Below are 17,653 nucleotides of genomic sequence, written 5' to 3'. Positions count from 1 at the left end.
CCGCCGACCCGAGCCCGCAACCGCGCCTTCACTGCTGCAATGTTAGATCAGGCCGTGCTTGCCGAGCAGGGCCTGGGTGTCAGCGAGGGTGTCGAGGTCAGCCAGATCGAGGTCGGGGTTGACGAGCGAGTCAAGCTCGGGCAAGCCGGCCGGGGCGTCAATACCGGCGATGAGCGGGTACTCGTAGGTCTCGTCGACGAAATACTGCTGGGCATCGGTGCCGACGAGATAGTCGATGAACTCGAGCGCGTCGGCGTCTTCGGCCGCTCCGGCGAGCAGGCCGGCGCCGGCCACGTTCACGATGGATCCAGCGTCGCCGGCCTCCGGGTAGGACAGCTGCGCGCGCATGTTTTCTGCGCCGGTCTCAGCTGCCATGGCAAACCAGTAGTAATGATTGATGAGTCCGGCCTCGATGATGCCATCGTTGACGGCGGCGAGAATGGCGCGGTTGTTGTCGAAGATGACCGGGTCGTTGGCGGCAACGGCGGCGACCCACTCGTCGGCGGCTTCTTCACCGTTCAGCACGCGATAGGCGGTGACGAAGGCCTGAAAACTCGCGTTGGTCGGCGCGATGCCAAACTTTCCGGCCCAGGCCGGGTCGGTGAAGGCATCAACACTGGTAGGCACGTCGGCCGCAGTCATTGCTTGGCTGTCATAGGTGATCACGCGAGCGCGGCCGGTGACGCCGACCCAGGTATCGTCGGTCGAGGTGAATCCGGCCGGGACCTTGTCGGTCGTCGCTGCTGGCAGCGTCGCGAACAGGTCGGCGTTGGCGAGGGCGCCGAGCGCGCCGGCATCTTGCGCGAGAAACACCTGGGCTGGAGTGGCCTCGCCCTCTTCGAGGAGCAGCGCGCCGAGCTCGGCGGTGTTGCCGTAGCGTACCTCGACGCTGATGCCACTCTGCTCTTCGAACTGGTCGATCAGCGGCTGGATGAGTGCTTCGTCGCGACCCGAGTAGAGGGTGAAGGCGTTATCGCTGGTTTCCGCTGATGCTGACGGCTCGGCGGCCTGGGTGCAGCCGGCAAGGGCGAGTACAGAGGCGCCAGCCAGGAGGGCGGCGACGGGGAAGGGTATGCGCATGGGACTCCAGAGACGTGGCGAACAATTTCTAAGGTAAGGCTACGCTAACTTTGTCGGCGGGGCGAATCGTAGATCCACTCGACAGCGGCAGGCCGCATGGCGTCGCCGATTGCGACGCCCGATCTTTGGCGGAGCGCTCGGGGGGAATAGCCCGAGACAGCAGACCGTTCAACCCACCAAGCGATGCGGTTCAGGCAGTCGCTGTCTGTCTCGTGCGATACGAAGGAATGACAATTTTGGATCTAATCAACCGACACGGCATCATCACCGGCGCAGGGCAGGGAATAGGGCGGGGCCTGGCTGTTGAATTCGGATCGCGCGGCGCACACCTGCTTTTGGTGGGCCGGAAAGAGTCAACGCTCGTCGCGACAGCGCGGCTGGTCGAAGCCGCCGGAGGCACGGCCGAAGTCTTGACGCAGGATCTCACCCTGCCTAATAGTGTTGACCGAGTTTCTGAGGCCATCGAGTCGTGGCCCACCGTGGACCTGCTCGTGAACAATGCCGGCAACGTGCGGGCCGGGCGGCTCGAACTGACCAGCGAGGCCGACATCCGATCGATGATTGACCTCAACCTCGTTGCCCCCGTGCTTCTGACCCGGGCAGTACTGCCGCGTCTTCGCGCCGGCGCCGACCGAGACAGCATCGTCCTGAACATTTCCAGCGGGATCGCACTCGTTGGCATGCCGTTTTATTCCGTCTATGCCGCCACTAAGGCCGGCCTCGCTCGTTTCGGAGAATCCCTGCGCCGCGAATTGACCGGATTGGGAGTGCACGTCGCGACCGTTTATCCTGGCGCGACGGATACGGACATGATGTCATCGCAGAACGCCGCCGCCTCGCCGGGCTGGGAGCGTCGATCCCTCGACGACGTTATCGCCGATGTTCTGGCCGGGCTGGAGGCTGGCGACCACGAAATCAACACGGCCCCCGAAGGCCGGCGTGGCATGCAGGAGCTCAACGTCTCCGACCCTATGGCCGTCGATGCCGCGATGGCCCCCGGGCTCGTAGATTTGGAATCCGCGGTACGAGACCACCGCAGCATCTAGGCAAATCGTTCGGGTGGCACTCGTTGTACCTTTGATCTCCCTGCGCGTCTCGAGTTGAGGCCGTCCGCCCCCGAGCCGCCCCCGCTCGGTTGGCGCAATGCCGTATTCGCGGCGTTCTTCGTGTCGGGCCTCGGCTTCGCCAGCTGAATGTCTCGGGTTCCCGCCGTGAGCGACGGGCTCGCACTCGATACCGCCCGGGTCGGCCTGCTCATCTTCGGACTCTCCGCACCTCTTGTTCATGGCCATGCTGCTTTTGGGCACGATCGTCGTTGCCGTGCACGGTCTCGCTGTCCAACGTCACTCAGGACGGCGACGGGGTCGATGATATCGCCTGGGATGCAGTGGCTTTCGAACCGCTCGACAGCAAGCCGAACGATTTCGTCGTTGCCCTCGGGGATTCCTACTCTTCAGGCGAAGGCGCGTCTGAACCCGACGGATCCAACTATTATTTGGAATCGGATCACCATGGAACAAAGACTGTCGATGGAGAAGACTCGCGGTTTCGAAACGCCTGTCATCGTTCGGCCGAAGCTTGGTCATTGAAAGCGTCGCTGCCCGGTAACAGCCAATCCATCGGCGAAGACTTTAACTCCAGAGCAAGCGACCTCGACTACCATCTGCTCGCTTGTTCGGGAGCAGAAGCCATGAATCTCCTCCCGTTCTCTACAGCCACTGAAACCAAGCCAACCGATTATGCCGGTAACGAAGGAAGGGGTCAGTTTGGTGAGGTGAGTCAATTGGATCGCGGTTTCGTTGACGAGAACACGACGCTCGTCACACTGTCGATTGGCGGGAATGACGCCCGATTCGGTGAGGTACTTAAAGCCTGCATGACAGCCCGGTGGACCAATCGAGACTGCGGAGCCATGGAACTGGAGTACGACGGTGGCGTTTTCATCAAGCAAGCGACGATGAATCGGGTCGCAGTTGATGTCCCTGCATCGGTACAGACAGTGCTGAAGCAGATTCGGGCCAAGGCGCCGACAGCCGTTGTGCTGCTCATGGGCTATCCGCAGATTTTTGAGACCGGTGCGGATTGCGTTCAGATTCATGATGAGGAGATGGCTTGGCTCAATGGCATCTCGGATCAGCTCAACGACGCACTGCGGGACTCAGCCTTGGCTCAATCAACCGTCGATGCGCCCGTCGTTTTCGGTGATCCAACAGCAGCATTCTCCGGTCATAATCTCTGCACGGAAAACTCGGCGATCAACGGACTACAATTCGAGCTCACACCGGGTGACAAGCCGATGATCACTATTCCGGTGCCTGGGCCGAACTTCGGCCTCGGCGTTTCCATGCAATCCGTGCACCCGAACAAATTTGGAACTGACCTCTATGCCAGGGTCATGGAATCGACTTTGACGGGAGTGTACCCATGATTCTCTGGGGCCGACTAGGGGGTGTTTCCACGGCGATTGTGGGAGCAAGTCTCCTGACGGGATGCGTCCAGTTTGCCGCCAGCGCCCGCTCGCTGGCGGTCGCCGAGGTCGAATCAATGCTTCCCTACGCGGAATCGTACTTTGGAGAAGTTCTCGCAAGTTTCGCCGACCGGGACGAAGCTCTAGCGGCGATTCGAGCGAACGAAACAGAGTTTCGAACGGCCCTGCTCACAGCCAAAACGCGCGACGACGTTTTGCGCAGTGACTTCGACCGAACCGGGGTGGCTCTGTACGCCACCGGAACTGACGGGGATCAGCTGTACACGGAAGTGCTGGTTTCCGGGCGGGGAGCGACCTCAGACTGGACCGGGCAGGACTACGAAATCGCGTACCTCTGCGTGCGCCAGCTCGGCACACCGGCACAACCCGAGAATGCTGCGATCGAAGAGGTTACCTGCCCGGAGAACCTCATCACGATCACCTTCCCGGGCCCACGTTCCAAAGACGTTTCACTGGATGAGGTGCGCAGCAAATGAGGCCTCCACGCACTTTACTCATGGTCACTGCGCTGGCGGCGACCCTGGCCCTGACGGCGTGCGGCCCGTCGTCCACGCCTGAACCCAGCCCGGCCGAAGCGGCCACTCCCCAAGCTGGTCCAACGACGTCGTCGACGCCCGTACCAGAAGCGATCGTTGATTCCGGTCCCGTCCAAGGCGCCATGGGAACAACTGAAACAGATGCCAGTGGCATATTGCGTTACACCGTGGTCGAGGGCGACGTGGGCGGTCTGGTCTGCCAGCGCTTCGGAAGAGCGTACTGGCAGCTGGAATCGGACCTGACCAGCGGTGGATTTAGCTGTAACTCCGTCATCTACCTCGGCGAGATCCTGACTCCCACGAACGACGTGAGGCCGTAAGCTCGACCAGTGCGCCTTGTAATTGCGAAATGCTCCGTTGACTATGCCGGGCGTCTCAGTGCGCATCTGCCGCTTGCCATCCGCCTGCTGATGATCAAGTCCGACGGCAGTGTGCTCGTGCACTCCGACGGCGGCTCATACAAGCCGCTCAACTGGATGAGCCCGCCCTGCTCCGTCACCATTTCCGAACCCGACAGTGATCAAGCGGATGCCGGCATCACCGCTCTCTGGACGGTCACCCACGCCAAGACCGCCGACCAGCTCGTGGTCAGCGTCTACGAGGTGCAGCACGACTCCGCGCACGAACTCGGCATCGACCCCGGCCTGATCAAGGACGGCGCCGAGTCACACCTGCAGAAGTTACTGGCCGAGCACATCCATCTGCTCGGTGACGGCTTCACCTTTGTACGCCGTGAGTACATGACGGCGATCGGGCCGGTCGATATCCTCGCGCAGGACGCGAGCGGCCGGTCGGTCGCGGTAGAGCTGAAGCGCAACGGTGACATCGACGGCGTTGAGCAGCTCACGCGCTACCTCGAACTCATGAACCGTGACCCGCATCTGGCGCCGGTCAGCGGAGTTTTCGCCGCGCAAACGATCAAGCCGCAGGCTCGCAAGCTCGCCGAGGATCGCGGCATCCGCTGCCTGTTGCTCGACTACGACGCCATGCGCGGACTCGACGATACGGCCTCGAAGCTCTTCTAACTCGCCTATCGCGGGCCGGCGACCACTAACCGGGCACAAGCTGAGAAAAAATGGGTAAATGGGGGAAGTGTGTCTGGATCGCCTAGGCTGGTGCGAGTGAATCCCACTCTGACGCGCACCTGGAGCGCCATCCTCTTCGACCTCGACGGAACCATCACCGATTCCGCCCCGGCCATCACCAGCTCTTTGGCCCGCACCTTCACGTTGCTCGGCCGCCCCGTTCCCTCGGCCTCCGAACTGCTCGCCTATGTCGGCCCGCCCATGCTCGACGCCTTTCAGGAATACGCGGGTATGACCCCCGACGAGGCTCACGAGGCCATCGCGGTCTACCGGAACGAGTATCACGGTGCCGCAGCTCTCGATACCGCGGTTTATCCCGGCATCGCTGGCCTGCTCGAGCGCATCCACGCAGCGGGCATTCCTCTAGCCCTGGCCACCAGCAAGCCGGAACTGAGTGCGATCGCCATCCTCACGCACTTCGACCTCGCGAAGTACTTCACGGCAACGGTCGGTGCATCCGCTGACGAGACCCGCAGCCACAAGGCCGACATCGTCGCCGAGGCCCTGGCGCGCCTCGGCGCAACCGGCGTCGACACCAGCGGCGCCGTCATGGTCGGCGACCGCAGCTACGACGCCATCGGCGCCCAGGTCAACGGTATTCCCGCCATTTTGGTGGAGTGGGGCTACGGCTCCCCCGCCGAAGCCGCCGCAGCGACCGCCGTCGTGCACTCGACCGATCAGCTCGGGCGCTTGCTGCTCGGCTGAGACCTGGCGTTTAGGAGTCGAAGCCAAGCCCCAGCGCGTCAAGGGTCTTGAGCAGGGAATTACGTTTTCCCCGGTTGTGGTCGGCGCGGCCCAGCGCCCACCGAGTGGCCTGAATTCCAGCGGATGCCATGGGTTCCGGGGGGAATGAAAGTGGACGGCCCCGCACCATGGCCAGTTCAGTGCGTTCTGTGGTGCGGTCGGCCAGCTGGTCCAGAATGACCTTGGCCGCGAAGTGGGTGGCCCCCACGCCGAGGCCGGTGAATCCGGCCGCGTAGCTGATGCGCCCTTGGCGTGCTTGGCCGAAGAAAGCGCAAAACTGGGTCGAGGTGTCGATGGCACCGGCCCATTTGTGGCTGAATCGCACGCCGGCCAGTTGCGGAAACGTCGTGAAGAAGTGTCTCGCGAGCTTTTCAAAGCTTTCAGGTCGGTTCTCGTAGGACCTGCGCACCCGGCCGCCGTAGTGATAAACGGCGTCGTAGCCGCCGAACAGAATGCGGTTGTCGGCGCTCAGCCGGTAGTAATGAAACTGGTTGGCCAGGTCACTGAGGCCCTGCCGGTGCTGCCAGCCGATCGAGGCGAGCTTGCTCGCATCGAGCGGTTCGGTCATGAGCACGTAGTCGTAGACCGGCACGGTCGCGAGCTTGTTGCGCTTGAGCAGCGACGGGAAAACGTTCGTGGCGAGCGCTGTCTTCTGGGCGGTCACGGTGCCGCCCGCTGTTACGATTCGGGTGCCCTGCGCCGGCGTGAGCCCTGCGGTGTCGAGAGCCTGCACGAGCGAGTGCTCGAAAATCTCAATCCCGAGATTGCTGGCCACGCGCGCCAGTTCGGCGGCCAGCTTGCCCGGATGCACGAGGGCGTTGCTACGGCGGTGCCAGACCCCCGCGAGGTAGGTCGGCGAAGCCACCTCGGCCTGCAGTGCCGCAGCATCGAGAAAGACGGTGTTGTCGTCGGTGTTTTTTTCGCGCAACCACTGAACCTGGTGCTCCTCGACGGCCAGGTCGATGGCTCCGGTGCGCTCGAAATCGCAGTCGAGGCCGAGGCTCGCCACGGCGTGCTCCATCTCGTCGAGATTTTCCTGGCCGAGCTCCGTCAGCCGGTCGATCTCCTCTGGCCAACGGCGGCGCCCGTTCTCTTCGCCGTGGGTGAGACTCGCCTCGCAGAAACCGCCATTGCGTCCAGATGCTGCCCAGCCCACCGTGCGCGCCTCCAGCAGCACCACTCGCGCCGCCGGATTCTGCTGCTTCGCGAGCACCGCGCTCCACAAGCCCAGGTAGCCGCCCCCGACGATAGCGAGGTCGCAGTTGAGGTTGCCCGAAAGGCGGGGATAGTTCGCGCGCGGAACGAGGTCATCGAGCCAAAAGGAGCTCTGCCGGGTACCGACGAGCGCAGCGGCCACCACGGATGCTGCGGGCCGGGCTCGGTCGAAAATCGTGCTGCTCATGTGTGGCGGCTCGCCATGGTGTCGTCCTCTCCTCCGGACGGGGCCCGGGCCCGATCCTCGGGCCCAGTTTATAGACTGGGCCCATGGACGGGGCCCGGGCCCCGTCCGGTTTTGCGGGAGAGGCCGGGCATGCGCTTAACGCAGTAGTGCCGCCCCGCAGAAGCGGGACGGCACCAGATTAATCGCTGGGACTAGATGATCGCGGCGCGCAGGGCGGCAGCGGCAGCGGCTGGGTCCTCGGCGCCGTAGATTGCTCCGCCGGCAACGGCGACCGTTGCTCCGGCGCGCTGCACCGAAGAGATGGTCGACAGGTTCACGCCGCCCGCGAGGGAGAAGGGAACCTTGGCGGTCTCGCCCTGGTTGAGCAGCGTTGCGAGCGAGAAGCCGGGCTCGGCCTGCTCGTCAAGACCAGCGTGCATCTCCACGAACTGAGCGCCGAGCGCGGTGACCTCGCGGGCGCGGGTGACCTTGTCGGCAACGCCGATAAGGTCGACAACGATGCCCTTGCCGTGCTTGGTTGCAGCAGCGACGGCTCCGATGATGGTGCTGTCACCGGCCGTGCCGAGCACGGTCACGAGGTCGGCGCCGGCGGCGAAGGCGATGTCGGCCTCGAGCTCGCCGGCATCCATGGTCTTGAGGTCGGCGAAGACGATCTTGTCGGGGTGCGCGGCCTTGATCGCGGTGACGGCGCGCAGGCCCTCTGCCTTGATTAGCGGGGTGCCGAGTTCGATGATGTCAACGTGCGGGGCAACCTGAGCGGCCAGCGTGAGCGCGGCTTCGGTGGTCAATACGTCCATTGCTACTTGGAGCTTCATGGCATTCTGCTTTCTGATAGTGATGAAGAGTGAAAAGTTCTTGTGGGGGTACGCGCCCTATTCGAGGTTGGCGTGACGCGGCCAAAGCTGTTCGGCCGTGGCCCCGCTCAATTGCCAGAGCGTGTGAAACAGGGCATCACCAACGAGCAGCACGGCCTGCTCGAACAGACCGCCCGAATACTGGGCCGACATCTGTCCGGCATGGTCCTGCTTGGTCGCGGCCGGAATGACCACGGTCACCGCAGCAAGCCGCCCGAGCGGCGACTCGGGAGCAGTGGTAAGCGCGAGCATGTTCGCGCCCACACTGTGAGCCGTTTCGGCGGCTCGCACAATGGCGCCCGTCGTTCCGGAGCCACTCGCAACCAACAGTAGATCGCCCGAGGCGATCGCTGGGCTGGTCACCTCGCCGACAACGTGCACGTCGAGTCCGAGATGCATCAGCCGCATAGCGGTCATCTTCAAAGCCAGGCCGGAGCGGCCGGCACCCAGCACGAAGATTCGAGGCGCCGCAGCGAGCACGGTGACAGCCTCCTCGAGCGATGAAGCGGATGCAGACCGCAGCGCGTCGACGACGTGGCTGTTCTCAGCGAAAATGAGCCCGAGGGCGTCCGCTGCAGTTGGGATGGTTGTCGTTTCGGTCATAGGTCAATACTCCACTCCTTCGAGCGGGAGTACTGCCCGCCAAAAGAACGGTTTAACTACCCAAACGGATGGCTATGAGTGGGCATCGCGGATGGCCCGGGTAGGATAGACCTATGACGATCTTCGCAACCCCCACTGAGCCCGGCACTCGCCCTGCCAGTTCCACCGCGCAGACCGCGCGCAGCGCGGCGGCCGAACGCTCCAAACTCATCGCCGACCTGACCGACGCGCACGCGACCACGCTGGAAACCCTGCTCGCCGTGCTGCGCTCGGGTAGCACGAGTGACACGGCCGCCCGCCAGAAAGCCACCGAGCTGGCCGCCGCTGCAATGGTCGCGCTGCGCGCGGTGAGTGACCTGGATCGTAGCCTCACCGAGGAACCCGTGGCTCAGGCCTTCGAACGGCTGCGCGACGATCTGCGCCCGCTCGTGCGTTTCGGTGACCTCGACGTGCAGTTTATCGAGCCACCGGTGAATGGGCGTGCCCTGCCCGGTGAGGTCGCCCATGAAGCCCGCGCCATCGTGCGCGGCGCCGTGCTCGCCCTGGTCGAGCAGACCGGGGTCGCCCGGGTGCGCGTGCAATGGGACTGCGACGGCAGCAACCTGCTCATTCGCATTCGCGACGACGGACCGGGCGACCTCGACGCGGAGGTTCCCAGCGTGCGCCAACTCGCCGCCCGCGTCGTCGCTCTCAGCGGCACCCTGGGCGTCGAGGCGACCGCCGGCTGGGGGTCCGAGATGGCGGTGTCACTGCCACTCGACGCGCCCACGGCATCCGTTTCTGCCGCTGCGGCCTGGGGGCTCAGCCCACGCGAACGTGGCGTGCTCGAGCTCGTGGCGTCGGGCGCACGCAATAAGGCGATCGCCGAGGCGCTGACCATCAGCGAGAACACCGTGAAGTTTCACGTGGCCAATCTGCTGCGCAAGGTGGGCGCCTCGACCCGTGCCGAGTTGGCCGCCCTCGCCCGCTGACCGCTAGGGTGAAGGGGTCAGAAGACACACACCACCACGGGAGCGCGCACCAGCGAGCTGAGAGGACGGCCAGGGCCGTCGACCGTTGAACCTGTCCGGGTAATGCCGGCGTAGGAAGTTCGATTACATGCGCACAATTGACGAATCAATTATCTCCCAAACTGTCACCACCGGCCCGATCCAGGGCAGCAGTAAACGCTACGAACCGGTGCAACACTGGCCCGGGCTTCACATTCCGGTCCGTCGGGTGAACCTCAGCAACGGCGAGCACTTCGACCTGTATGACACTTCGGGCCCGTACACCGACGACGCGGCCACCATTGATCTCGAGGAGGGCCTGCCGCGGGAGCGGGCCGGGTGGGAGCATCCGCTGCCCGTCGACGGCGCTGCGACCCAGCTGGTCTGGGCTCGGGCCGGTATCGTCACTCCGGAAATGGCCTACATCGCCGCCCGCGAGGGCGTCTCCGTCGAGCTCGTGCGCGACGAAGTGGCGCGCGGCCGGGCAGTCATTCCGGCCAACCATAAGCATCCCGAAAGCGAGCCGATGATCATCGGTAAGGCCTTCACCGTGAAAATCAACGCCAACATCGGCAACTCCGCCGTGACCTCATCGATCGCCGAGGAGGTCGAGAAAATGGTCTGGGCCGCGCGCTGGGGAGCAGACACCCTGATGGATCTCTCGACCGGCAAGGACATCCACCTCACCCGGGAGTGGATCATGCGCAACTCGCCCATTCCGGTGGGCACCGTTCCGCTCTATCAGGCCGTCGAAAAAGTCAACGGTGACCCGGCACTGCTCACCTGGGAGATTTACCGCGACACCGTGATTGAGCAGTGCGAGCAGGGTGTCGACTATATGACCGTGCACGCCGGCGTGTTGCTGCGCTACGTGCCGCTCACCGCCAACCGGGTCACCGGAATCGTCTCGCGCGGTGGATCGATCATGGCCGCCTGGTGCCTTGCTCACCATCAGGAGAGCTTTCTGTACACCCACTTCGTGGAGTTGTGCGAGATTCTGCGCCGCTACGACGTGACCTTCTCGCTCGGCGACGGCCTGCGCCCCGGATCCATCGCCGATGCCAACGACGAGGCCCAGTTCGCCGAGCTGCGCACCCTGGGCGAGCTGACGAAGGTCGCAAAATCCTACGGCGTGCAGGTAATGATCGAGGGACCCGGCCACGTGCCGATGCACAAAATCGTCGAAAATGTGCGCCTGGAAGAAGAACTCTGCGAGGAGGCACCGTTCTACACGCTCGGCCCGCTCGCCACTGATATTGCGCCAGCCTACGACCACATCACGAGTGCGATCGGCGCGGCCATCATCGCCCAGGCCGGCACCGCGATGCTCTGCTACGTCACCCCCAAGGAACACCTCGGGCTCCCCAACCGCGACGACGTGAAGACCGGCGTGATCACCTACAAGATCGCCGCCCATTCCGCCGACCTGGCCAAGCAGCATCCGCGTGCGCAGGAGCGCGACAACGCGCTCAGTCGTGCCCGGTTCGAGTTTCGCTGGACAGACCAATTCGCGCTCTCGCTGGACCCAGACACCGCCCAGAGCTTTCATGACGAGACGCTTCCTGCCGGGCCAGCCAAAGCCGCCCACTTCTGCAGTATGTGCGGTCCTAAGTTTTGTTCCATGCGCATTTCAGCGGATGTACGGGTCTACGCCGAAGAAAACGGCCTCACCAGCCTCGAGGCTATTGAGGCCGGCATGGCCGAGAAATCTGCCGAGTTCACCCGACTGGGCAGTTCGGTCTACCTGCCGCTGCGTGTGCTCGGGACAGACGAGCACTGATTCTGGTTCACCCCGACGACGCCGTGCGGCACGGTGAAAGTACCCGGTAGACGCAGCCGCACCGCACCCTGTTCTAGCGTCGCCGCAGGATCCTGATCCCGCTGGCCGTCGCCTGGCTCGTGATGGCAGCGTTGGCCTGTGTGCTGCTTCTCACCGGCACGAAGCCGAGCACCGCGTTCGGCGACACAGCCGCCATACCGGGCGGGCTGGCCCGCATCAGCGCGGTCATCCCGCTCAAATTCGACGGTTGGGTGCCACCGAGCGCAGCAGACCGTCTGGACAGCCCGGTGCAGCCCGGAGCTCACCGCGTGCGCATTCTGCTCGAGCTCACATCAGTGGATGCCGCTGGCCTCTCTTTCGACGCCGAATCCGTTCCGGCCACCCTGGTTTTCGAAATCCCGAATCAGGCCATCGCCCTCGTGCTGGACGGCCCACAGGGGGCGCGTTTATCTCTGGGAACCGGACACCACGTCGCGCCGCGAAAATATTCCCCGAAATTGGGGGTAAGTGTCTACCTCACACGCGGCTACCCCCGCCCATCGGCAAGCGGGCACCATGAGTGCATTCCACCAATGGAGGTCGTCATGACAACCGGATTCGACACACGAGTACAGCCGACCGCGACAACCATGGCCCACCTGAACGTGCACGTCTTTGGAAACCTCAGCGTTCGACGGGGGTCGACCGTACTGCACGCCCATCAATTGGGCGGACCCAAACCACGACAGATTTTCGAGATTCTGCTTGTGAACCTCGGGCTGCCAGTTTCCAAGGACCGACTGATTGAACTGCTCTGGGGCGCCAATGCTCCGGTCGAGGCGCTGCCCACTCTCGAAAGCTACGTGAGTGTTCTGCGTCGGCATCTGCAGCCGGGCGCGGGAAAATTCGGGCCGCTGCAAACCACGACTGGCGGCTACGTATTGGACCGTGACCTAGTCGACGTCGACCTAGACCAGTTCGACGTTCTGTTGCAACGAGCGCAGAAGACCCTTCCCGGCCTCGCTTACCCTTTGTTGCTGCGGGCTCTGGATCTCGCCGCCGCGCCACTGCTCGGCGACGAGCTCATTCCGGCCTGGGCATCAGAAGCCCGCGACCTGCATGCCGCTCGCCTCACCAGCGCCCGCATTCTCGCCTCGGAAACCGCCGCAGCCCTGCACCGCATTGATGATGCTCTCGATTTCGCGAATCTCGCCCTGATCGACGAGCCGTTGAACGAGCGGGCCTGGACGGCCCTCATCCTCAGCCTGGAGATGAGCGGGCGTCACGCCGAGGGGCTTCAGGCCTATGACCGGTGTCGCCGGGCAATGCAGAACGAGTTGGGCTGCGCTCCCGGCGCGATTTTGCGCGCCGCCCAGCTGCGATTATTGCATGCCACAGCTGACGGGGACGGCGACCTGGCCGACGTACTCTCCGCCCTGCTCACGTTGCACGATCAACTCCGAGCGTCACGCGCCAGAGGCACGACCTCGCGCCTTGCCACCACTACTCACCCTCGACCAGAGCTGGTCGCGGATTCCCTCCGGGAGGCCACTGATGTTGTCACGTCATTTCTGCGACGCGCCGTCGCGCACGTCTGAGCTGGACGAACCTGCGCCCACCGCCATACCACATGGGGGGGCAAAGAGACAGGACTCGACAAAAACTGAGCTTTTATTGATACTGGAGGCGCCAATCGGAAAAGCACGGCGTTCTCCGACGGCATCGAGGCTCACGAACGGGCAGAGAGGTCTCCGCACATGACCGCGCAGATGTCCCCGATCGAACCCAGCGTGCAGGGGACTACCGCTACCGCCTCCCTAACTGGTTCCGCCGCCGTGGGTCAGACGGTCCTGGGACAAATCCGCATACTCATCGTCGATGACCACACGACCTTCGCCGAACTGCTCATGGGTTCCCTCAATCGTGAACCCGACCTGTGCAGCGTGGGTTCGGTTAACAGCGTGGCCAGCGGCATCGCCGCCTGTTTGGAGCTGCTCCCCGACGTCGTCGTCATGGACTACCACTTGCCCGACGGCAGTGGCCTCGTCGCGGCCACCGCGATCCTCGCCCGCGCGCCTCATACCCGCATTGTCATCCTCACGGGCGACCCTGCCCTCGAGGCCCTTGAGCAGGCCGCCGCAATCGGGGTGTGCGCGTTCCTGCCCAAGGACGGATCGCTCGCAACGGTGCTCGATACCCTGCGGCACGCGCGCATCGGCGGTTTCATTGTGCATCCGTCCCTCGTCAGCCTGTTGAGCGCCCGACGGCGGCAGCGCAGCGAAGAGATCCCCTTTCCCGATCTCACGAAGCGTGAGCTCGCTGTGCTCCGCCTTATGGGCGAAGGCTCCGATGTGCGGGCCAACGCCAAAGTTCTCGGAATTTCTGAGAACACCTGCCGAGGCTACGTCAAAGCGATCCTAGGCAAGCTCGGAGCACACTCACAATTGGAGGCCGTCGTCATCGCCACTCGACTGGGTTTGGTTCCCGCGCAGCATGTCTAATCCGAAGGCGGCGAGACCGAGCAAAATCGACCGAACCCGGTCAGAGGAACGCTCAGAGGTTCGCGCCGCTGTAAGTCGTTTTATTGCTGTCGGCGCCTTCGCAATGATTGTCATCGCCGCGCCGGTCGGCCTGTGGGTTCGAGCTGAATCCCAGAGCAATGCCATGGAAAATGCCATCCAGCAGACCCAGCGCCTCGCCGACTACTCCGTCGGGCCGCTCGTGAGCGACAACCTCATCGCCGGTGCGCCCGGGGCCGCTCGGTACCTCGATGACCGCCTCGCCCCCCGCATCTCCGACGGCTCCCTCGTGCGGGTCAAGGTCTGGGACACCGAGGGTCGCATCGTCTACTCCGATTTTCCATCCCTGATCGGAGAGGTCTTCGACCTCCCCAGCTTTGCTCCAGAGCTACTCGCTGGCGGAAAGGGGCGTGCCAATCTCGGCGTGCAGGACGGCGCAGACGACCTGAACGAATCCCAATCCGGCGAATTGGTCGAGGTGCACGTACGCACCACCGCTGCCAACGGCCAAGCGCTGATTCTCGAGGCCTACTTCAACGACGACGCGGTCCATGATGAGCAGAATGCTCTCGTTGTCGGTCTCATCCCCGCGTTCCTGCTGTCGCTCGGCGCATTGCAACTGGCCCAGCTATTCCCGGCCGTGCGGCTCGCCCGGCGCATTCAGGGCCACCAATCAATCAAGCGCCGACTGCTGCAGCACGCGATCGACGCTTCCGATCTGGAACGACAGCGCATTGCGCGCGACCTGCACGACGAAGTCATCCAGGATCTTGCTGGACTGTCCTATGCCCTCGAGGCCGAGGAACGACACTCACCCCCTGAGAACCAGGCGCTCTTCGGCCAGGCTAAGGCCATCCTGCAAAAGAATGTCCGCACCCTGCGCGCCATGACCACCGAGCTCTACCCGCCCGATCTGGCCGAACTCGGGCTGCCGGCCGCCCTCACTCGGCTGGCCGCACCGCTGCTTGAGCACGGCATCACGGTCAAATTGCATATTCCCCCCGACTGTGAACTTGATCGAGACCGAGCCGCCATGTTTTATCGGGTGGCCAGAGAGGTGCTCGCCAATACCGTCAAGCACGCCAAGGCCGGGATTTTGGAGCTGTCGCTCATGCAAGATGCGGACCGAACTATTCTGCTCATCCACGACAATGGATGTGGCTTCGATTTGTCCGAAGATGCCCCCGAAAATCATCTGGGCCTACGCATTATGCGCGATACCATCGAGGTCGCCGGCGGCACACTTGAGGTACGGTCCTGGAGGGGCGGTGGTACGTCGGTCATGGCGACCCTTGAACGGATTGCTCCCGCTCGAATACGGTAACCAAGCTCAGCGCGCAGGGCGGGGAGGTCAGCTTTTTCGTCGGCCTCCCCGCCGAAACCAGCCAATTCACGTAAAACATCAGGTACCCGCCGGCAATCCCGGCCGATAAGCCGGCGGGTAGGAGCCCATCGGGGTGCTGTCAACCACGGGAACGTCCGAGGTGATCGGATCGTTCACCCGGTAATCGCCCACGGCAAACTGAATCATCATGTCATGGTCCTCGTGCGAGAGATTGTGACAGTGAATCATGTAACGGCCGCCGGCCTCCTTCCCGGTATCGAACTGCATCAGCACCGTGACGGATTCATTCTCACCGACATAGAAGACGTCCTTCGGCCCCTTCTCCCAGGCAAACGGTTTGCCTCCGTTGATATTGCGTCCGATGATCTTGCCGTCCACCAGGTGGATGTGTACCGGGTGGAACCAGCCGCCCGAGGAGTTGGTAATGGTCCACTGCTCTACGTCGTAGGGCTGAGGATTACCGAACAGCTTGGTGAAGTTTGACGCCTCCACATCGGCCCAGGTCGTATCGTTGATTTTCCACAGGCCGTTACCGCGCGCCACCACCATTTTTCGCTTCACCTTGGCCATGTCGGGGGTGAGGCTCATGGTGGCCAGGCCGCCCAATTCGGAATGGATCGCGCCTCCGTCGTCGAGGGAGGTAGGGATGGCAGAGATGGAACCGACGTTCGAACCGGAGTCGGCTACGACCTGGAATTTCATGATCTTGCCGGTGTTGACGAAGTCCACGTTGTTCTTGTTGCTGAGGTTTCGCAGCTCGACTGTTTGCCCCGGCTTGTACCGGCGAAAGTCGATCAGAATCTCGTAGCGTTCGGCCGTGCCCTGACGCCACGATCTCACCGCTTGAACGGTGGGCGTCATACCGCCGTCGGTGCCGACGATGTAAATCGGCTCACCGGTTGAGAGGGTCGGCCGGTAGGAGCGTCCGACTGAGGCGATCAGCACTCGAAACCGGTAAATGCGGGGCTTGACTTTCATCGTGGGCCACGGCACACCGTTGACCATGATGATGTCACCCCACACTCCCTTGTGGCCGTTGTCGTTGTAGCCGAGGGAGCCGTCGGCTTTGAACATGGCATCCGAGATCATGAGCGGCACATCGAATTCGCCCTGGGGCAGCTGCGCCCGTTCGAAGGGGTCGTGCAGGGCATAGATGCCAGCCAACCCCCCGTACACATTCTGCGCGGTCTGGTGCATGTTGTGGTCGTGATACCACAGCGTGCGCGCCGACTGCCAGTTGGGGTACTGATAGTTTTTGACCTTGCCGACGGCGGTGAAGTCGTTGGCGTACCCGTCGTACTGCGGCAGCGACGCCGAGCCGTGCAGGTGAGTGACGGTATTGAACGCACTCGGGTGCAGCAGACCGTTGGTTGACAGGGCGTTGCGAATGCGCACCTCGCTCCGGGTGCCTTGGCTCAGCCGGATGGTCGGGCCGGGAAAAATCCCGTTGTAGCCGGCGACCGTCGTAGACAGTCCGGGAACGAACTGGGCCTGACCGAGCTTCTGGGTGAGGGCGTAACGGGCAAAGGGGCGCGACGGGTCTCCGTCGTCGAATCCTGTCTCGTACGGCAATAATTCCGGGGGACGACGGAACACGCCAGCGTAGGGCACCGGCATGTTCGCAGGTGCCAGCAGGCTTTTCGTTATGAGTGGGGTGGTGGAAACCGGGTCGTCTCCTCCACTCATTCCGATGACGCCGAGAGCACCGAATGCTCCCAGCTGTAACACTTCCCTGCGTGATGTCATGACGTCTCCTGCTGTTTTTTCGAAACACACTGCTTGGTTAGGATGTTGTGGTGACCGGCTGGCGACTCGTAGGAGAGTCGCCAGCCGGGAAATTCGAGTGACTGTCTTAGTTCACCGCTCCTGTCGTGTACGACCACGTGCGGGTGGCCACCGGGTTGCCGGCGAGGTCTCGCACGGCACCCGTACCACCGGTGATGGTCACCGTGTACGTCGTGTTTGCCAGGAGTGTGGCGTTCGGGTTGATCGTCAGTACGCGGGTAGTCGCGTTGAACGACAGGGTCGAAGCGATCGTCGCGCCGGGACGGGTGACAGTCACCGACGTTGCGGTGAAGCCAGTGATGGCTTCACTGAAGGTCGCGGTCGGGCTTACCAGCCGTCCAACTGCCGTCGCTCCCGCAGCGGGACTCTGTGCGGTGATCGTCGGAGCCGGACCGGTGATGAACGACCAGGTGCTCGTCGCCATCGCGTTGCCGGCCGCGTCACGGATACCCGAGAGGGTGGCC

The 17,653-nt window shown here is 63.4% G+C and carries 17 protein-coding genes and 1 riboswitch; of the genes, 11 read left to right on the top strand and 6 right to left on the bottom strand.

The genetic code is table 11. The features are described from left to right. Nucleotides 1-42: 42 nt before the first annotated feature. The gene (locus tag CXY70_RS05520) at nt 43-1,080 is read right to left on the bottom strand and encodes an extracellular solute-binding protein (protein ID WP_104191390.1); all 1,038 of its coding nucleotides are present in this window, start codon (nt 1,078-1,080) and stop codon (nt 43-45) included. 227 nt (nt 1,081-1,307) lie between these two features. Here CXY70_RS05520 and CXY70_RS05515 point away from each other — a divergent pair, with 227 nt between their 5' ends. From CXY70_RS05515 to CXY70_RS05495, 6 genes are all read left to right on the top strand, one after another. Beyond that, the gene (locus CXY70_RS05515) at nt 1,308-2,126 is read left to right on the top strand and encodes an SDR family oxidoreductase (RefSeq protein ID WP_104191389.1); all 819 of its coding nucleotides are present in this window, start codon (nt 1,308-1,310) and stop codon (nt 2,124-2,126) included. A gap of 341 nt (nt 2,127-2,467) precedes the next feature. Continuing rightward, the gene (locus tag CXY70_RS05510; RefSeq protein ID WP_158250919.1) at nt 2,468-3,508 is read left to right on the top strand and encodes an SGNH/GDSL hydrolase family protein; all 1,041 of its coding nucleotides are present in this window, start codon (nt 2,468-2,470) and stop codon (nt 3,506-3,508) included. After that, complete coding sequence (locus CXY70_RS05505; RefSeq protein ID WP_104191387.1) at nt 3,505-4,044, top strand: hypothetical protein; 540 nt, start codon at nt 3,505-3,507, stop codon at nt 4,042-4,044. Before CXY70_RS05510 ends, CXY70_RS05505 begins: the two co-directional genes overlap by 4 nt. Continuing rightward, on the top strand, nt 4,041-4,424 hold the full coding sequence (locus CXY70_RS17525; RefSeq protein WP_146066070.1) for a hypothetical protein: 384 nt from the start codon (nt 4,041-4,043) through the stop codon (nt 4,422-4,424). The genes CXY70_RS05505 and CXY70_RS17525 overlap by 4 nt, the downstream gene beginning before the upstream one ends. Before the next feature lie 9 nt (nt 4,425-4,433). Beyond that, nucleotides 4,434-5,129, top strand: coding sequence for an endonuclease NucS (gene nucS / locus CXY70_RS05500; RefSeq protein WP_104191386.1), 696 nt, complete (start codon nt 4,434-4,436; stop codon nt 5,127-5,129). A 96-nt stretch (nt 5,130-5,225) separates the two neighbouring features. After that, nucleotides 5,226-5,894: an HAD hydrolase-like protein gene (locus CXY70_RS05495; protein ID WP_233205758.1), complete on the top strand. Its 669-nt coding sequence runs from the start codon at nt 5,226-5,228 to the stop codon at nt 5,892-5,894. A 10-nt stretch (nt 5,895-5,904) separates the two neighbouring features. On the opposite strand, the gene CXY70_RS05490 is transcribed toward CXY70_RS05495, so the two are convergent. From CXY70_RS05490 to hxlB, 3 genes are all read right to left on the bottom strand, one after another. Beyond that, nucleotides 5,905-7,335, bottom strand: coding sequence for an FAD-binding oxidoreductase (locus tag CXY70_RS05490; RefSeq protein WP_104191385.1), 1,431 nt, complete (start codon nt 7,333-7,335; stop codon nt 5,905-5,907). Nucleotides 7,336-7,526: 191 nt separating this feature from the next. Further along, nucleotides 7,527-8,150, bottom strand: a complete 624-nt coding sequence (hxlA, locus tag CXY70_RS05485) for a 3-hexulose-6-phosphate synthase (protein WP_104191384.1) — start codon at nt 8,148-8,150, stop codon at nt 7,527-7,529. 57 nt (nt 8,151-8,207) lie between these two features. Continuing rightward, complete coding sequence (gene hxlB, locus CXY70_RS05480; protein ID WP_104191383.1) at nt 8,208-8,792, bottom strand: 6-phospho-3-hexuloisomerase; 585 nt, start codon at nt 8,790-8,792, stop codon at nt 8,208-8,210. A gap of 113 nt (nt 8,793-8,905) precedes the next feature. Between hxlB and CXY70_RS05475 the strand changes: the two genes are divergently transcribed. The 5 genes from CXY70_RS05475 to CXY70_RS05455 all read left to right on the top strand — a co-directional run bounded on the left by CXY70_RS05475 (nt 8,906) and on the right by CXY70_RS05455 (nt 15,383). Further along, nucleotides 8,906-9,763, top strand: a complete 858-nt coding sequence (locus CXY70_RS05475; RefSeq protein WP_104191382.1) for a LuxR C-terminal-related transcriptional regulator — start codon at nt 8,906-8,908, stop codon at nt 9,761-9,763. A 26-nt stretch (nt 9,764-9,789) separates the two neighbouring features. Next, a riboswitch (TPP riboswitch) is annotated at nt 9,790-9,897 on the top strand. Beyond that, nucleotides 9,891-11,561 (top strand): phosphomethylpyrimidine synthase ThiC, encoded by a 1,671-nt coding sequence (thiC, locus tag CXY70_RS05470; RefSeq protein ID WP_104191500.1) that lies wholly within the window; start codon nt 9,891-9,893, stop codon nt 11,559-11,561. Its footprint overlaps the riboswitch before it by 7 nt. 140 nt (nt 11,562-11,701) lie before the next feature. Beyond that, the gene (locus CXY70_RS05465; protein ID WP_233205757.1) at nt 11,702-13,138 is read left to right on the top strand and encodes a BTAD domain-containing putative transcriptional regulator; all 1,437 of its coding nucleotides are present in this window, start codon (nt 11,702-11,704) and stop codon (nt 13,136-13,138) included. A 159-nt stretch (nt 13,139-13,297) separates the two neighbouring features. Further along, on the top strand, nt 13,298-14,041 hold the full coding sequence (locus CXY70_RS05460) for a response regulator transcription factor (RefSeq protein ID WP_104191381.1): 744 nt from the start codon (nt 13,298-13,300) through the stop codon (nt 14,039-14,041). Beyond that, nucleotides 14,034-15,383: a sensor histidine kinase gene (locus tag CXY70_RS05455; protein WP_104191380.1), complete on the top strand. Its 1,350-nt coding sequence runs from the start codon at nt 14,034-14,036 to the stop codon at nt 15,381-15,383. The genes CXY70_RS05460 and CXY70_RS05455 overlap by 8 nt, the downstream gene beginning before the upstream one ends. A gap of 78 nt (nt 15,384-15,461) precedes the next feature. On the opposite strand, the gene CXY70_RS05450 is transcribed toward CXY70_RS05455, so the two are convergent. Continuing rightward, nucleotides 15,462-17,150: a multicopper oxidase family protein gene (locus CXY70_RS05450; RefSeq protein WP_104191379.1), complete on the bottom strand. Its 1,689-nt coding sequence runs from the start codon at nt 17,148-17,150 to the stop codon at nt 15,462-15,464. Between the two features lie 106 nt (nt 17,151-17,256). Continuing rightward, the coding region (locus CXY70_RS05445) for an Ig-like domain-containing protein (protein ID WP_199183379.1) at nt 17,257-17,653 on the bottom strand (397 nt) is incomplete at its 5' end.

The organism is Cryobacterium sp. Y82 (genome assembly GCF_002929495.1).
Taxonomy (GTDB): domain Bacteria; phylum Actinomycetota; class Actinomycetes; order Actinomycetales; family Microbacteriaceae; genus Cryobacterium; species Cryobacterium serini.
The sequence above is the reverse complement of the archived record's forward strand: the minus strand, read 5'-3'. Positions and strand labels throughout refer to the sequence as shown.